Origin of the sequence: Kribbella sp., from assembly GCF_035687465.1 — a bacterium.
Taxonomy (GTDB): Bacteria; Actinomycetota; Actinomycetes; order Propionibacteriales; family Kribbellaceae; genus Kribbella.
Genome location: NZ_DASRXP010000044.1, coordinates 1 through 3,540 on the forward strand (window position 1 = coordinate 1; position 3,540 = coordinate 3,540).

The window sequence follows — 3,540 nt, forward strand, 5'->3', positions numbered from 1 at the left end:
CTCCGCCTCCAGAGATCACAGATGCTGGCGCTGATCAGTGACGAGATCGCGACCACCCCGTACGCCGGGCGCATGATCCTCGGCGCGCAGGAGGCCGCGTCGAAGGCGGGGTGGCTCCTCATGCTCGTCAACACCGGGTCCGACAGCGAGTTCGAGGCGGCCGAGATCCAGGCCTTGAGGCAGCGGCAGGTGGACGGGTTTCTCTACGCGACCATGTACCACCGCGAGGTGACGCTGCCCGACGCGATCGCCGGAGTACCGACCGTGTTGCTGGACGCGCGGTCCGAGAACAGCGACGTTCCTTCGGTGGTCCCAGACGAGGTCGCAGGTGGGCGAACCGCTACCGACGAGCTGATCCGGCACGGCCACCAACGGATCGGATTCGTCAACAACGTCGATGACATTCCCGCCACACACGGCCGGTTGGAGGGATACCGGGCCGCGTTGCAGGAGGCGGGCATCAAGTTCGACAAGCGGCTCGTAGCAGCACAGACATCGGACACCGAAGGCGGTCTGCAGGCGGCCAGGCAGTTGCTAGAAGCAACTGAACGGCCGACTGCGTTGTTCTGCTTCAACGACCGGATGGCTATGGGTGCCTACCACGCCGCAGCCGAGCTCGGTCTGCGGATACCCCAGGACCTGTCGGTCGTGGGGTTCGACAACCAGGAGCTCATCGCTGATGGACTCCGGCCCGGGCTGACCACTGTCGCGCTGCCCCATTACGAGATGGGCGCGTGGGCCGTGGAGGCCCTGATCGCACGAATCGAGGGACGAGAGGGCGCGGAGCACGAGGCGCTGAGCTGTCCGCTGGTGATCCGCAACTCCGTGGATCGACCCGCCTCCAGCTGATCCACCAAGCAGCGGGGCCATCGATGCCCACCGCTGCCACAGACACGCAGTACCGGCAGACCCTGCCTTGCCTCGGCCTGCCCAAAACACAAAGGGGAACGACCATGCAACACATCACGAAGCGAGGCGTCGGAGCCGTCGCGTTGATCCTGGCCGCGGCAGTCGGGCTGCCGGCCTGTTCTTCGGCGTCGTCCGACAGTGGCGCGAGTAGCGAGGGCGGGGTCACCACGCTCGAGCTCTGGACGCACAACGGTGGTAACGCCGTCGAGTTGGCGGTCAACAAGAAGGTGGTCGACGCCTTCAACGCGAGCCAGACGAAGTACAAGGTGAAGCTGCAATCCTTCCCGCAGGCCGCCTACAACGACGCGGTCACTGCCGCGGCGGCCGCGAAGAAGCTGCCCTGTGTCATGGACATCGACGGTCCCAACGTCCCGAACTGGGCGTGGGCCGGCTACCTGCAGCCGCTCGAGCTGCCCGACGGCTTCTTCGACAAGCAACTCCCGAGCACGCTCGGCAAGGTCGACGACAAGGTCTACTCCTTCGGTCACTACGACGTCGCGATGAACCTGACGGCTCGCAAGTCGGTGCTGACCGAGTACGGCATCCGGATCCCGACGATCGACAAGCCGTGGACCGGGGCGGAGTTCGACGAGGCGATTGCGAAGATCAAGGCCGGCGGCAAGTATGCGTACCCGCTCGACATGGGGACGGCGGGTACCGGCGAATGGATCCCGTACGCCTACTCGCCGATGTTGCAGAGCTTCGGCGGTGACCTGGTGAACCGCTCGGGCTATGAAACCGCGGAGGGCGTGCTCAACGGACCGGATGCCCTCAAGTGGGCGACGTGGTTCCGCGGCTTGATCACCAAGGGCTATGCGCAACAGAAGTCAGGCAAGGACTCCGCCGTGGACTTCGTCAACGGCAAGAGCGCGATCATGTGGAACGGCAGTTGGGCCGCGGACACGGTGACCAAGAAGTACGGCGCTGACGTGGTCTTCCTGCCGCCGCCGGACTTCGGCAAAGGCCCGAAGATTGGTGGCGCGTCCTGGCAGTGGGGAATGTCGTCGGCCTGCGCGGCCAAGGACGGTGCCCTGGAGTACTTGAAGTTCTCGGCCAAGCCGGAGTACTACGTCGAGTACGCGACGGCGCTCGGCCTGATCCCGGCGAATACGGACGCCGCGGCATCCGTACCGGCGTACGCTCCTGGCGGTAAGTACCGGAGCTTCCTCGAACTGTCGCAGAAGTACGCGCTGGTGCGACCGGTCACGCCGGCGTACCCGTTCATCGCCTCGACCTTCCAGAAGGCTGTGTTGGACATCCTGGCCGGCGGCGACCCGCAGAAGATACTCGACAAGGCGGCCGCGGACGTCGACAACAACATCAAGTCCAACGGCAACTACGAGTTCTGACATGTCCGTCACCACAGCTTCCAGACACGTTGCGAAGAAGGCCGTTGCCCGGCCTCGCCGGGTGAGGAGCGCGCGTTCTCATGAGACCTTGATCGGTGCTGCGATGGCGTCGCCGGCCGTCATCCTGCTGATCGTCTTCTTCCTGGTCCCCGTCCTCCTGGCGTTCGGACTCGCCTTCACCAACGCGCGGCTGATCTCTCCGAGGCCACCGCGGTTCGTCGGCGTCGACAACTTCATCACGCTCTTCGGTGACAGCCTCTTCTGGGCATCGCTGCGCAACACGGCGTACTTCGCCCTGATCGTGGTACCCGTCCAGGCCGGGCTCGCGCTGGTCCTGGCGTTGCTCGCCAACGCGAAGGTCCGCGGTACCAACTTCTTCAGGACGGTGTACTTCGCTCCGGTGGTCACGTCGATGGTCGTGATCTCGTTGCTCTGGCGCTTCATCTACCAGCCCGACGGACTGTTGAACCAGATCATCTCGGCCGTCACGTTCGGCCAGTGGCACGGGACCGACTGGCTCAACAACCCGACGACGGCGATGCCGGCGATCATGTTCATGTCGATCTGGCAGGCCGTCGGGTTCCACATGATCATCTGGCTGGCGGGGTTGCAGACGATCCCGCGTGAGCTGTACGAAGCGGCCTCGCTGGACGGGGCGTCCACCTGGAAGACGTTCACCCACATCACCTGGCCGAGTTTGCGGGCGACGCGGACGTTCATCCTGATCACGATCACGATCGCGGCTTTCAGCCTGTTCACCCAGATCAGCGTGATGACGCAGGGCGGTCCGCTGGACAGGACGACCACGGTGATCTTCATGGCGGTTCGAACCGGGTATGAGCAGCAGTCCACCGGTTATGCGGCGGCGATCTCCCTGGTGTTCTTCGTGATTGTGCTCGCCGTGTCGGGCGTCCAGCGCTTCTTGACCAGAGAGAAGGCCTGACATGACGAACTCCAAGCGGGTCTCGCCGCTGCAGTTGGTGCGGTCGTTGTTGGTGATCTTCTTCGCGTTCCCGATCATCTTCATGCTGATCTCGTCCTTCAAGCCGGACGCGCAGATCTTCGCCGACCTCTCGTCGATCAAGGCGATCCTTCCGGTCGGCGAGATCTCGCTGGACAACTACCGAGGCGTGTTCGACCGAGTGCCGGCCGAGCGGCTGCTGTTCAACTCGGTGATGATCTCGGTGGTGACGGTTGCCGTCGGCATCTTGATCAACAGCATGGCGGCGTTCGCGCTGTCGAGGATGCGCTGGCGCGGGCGACGCGTAGTACTGGCGGCCAT

3 protein-coding genes and 1 pseudogene are annotated in these 3,540 nt (G+C 64.3%); all 4 read left to right on the plus strand.

Features of this window, described 5'->3' with window-relative positions; translation table 11 throughout:
• A partial coding sequence (locus VFG33_RS02190; RefSeq protein ID WP_325021793.1) for a substrate-binding domain-containing protein occupies positions 1–849 on the plus strand: 849 nt, incomplete at its 5' end.
• Between the two features lie 104 nt (positions 850–953).
• Complete coding sequence (locus tag VFG33_RS02195; protein WP_325021795.1) at positions 954–2,258, plus strand: extracellular solute-binding protein; 1,305 nt, start codon at positions 954–956, stop codon at positions 2,256–2,258.
• 103 nt (positions 2,259–2,361) lie between these two features.
• Positions 2,362–3,201, plus strand: a complete 840-nt coding sequence (locus VFG33_RS02200; RefSeq protein WP_325021797.1) for a carbohydrate ABC transporter permease — start codon at positions 2,362–2,364, stop codon at positions 3,199–3,201.
• A 1-nt stretch (position 3,202) separates the two neighbouring features.
• Positions 3,203–3,540: pseudogene (locus VFG33_RS02205) on the plus strand (hypothetical protein); the annotation flags it as partial.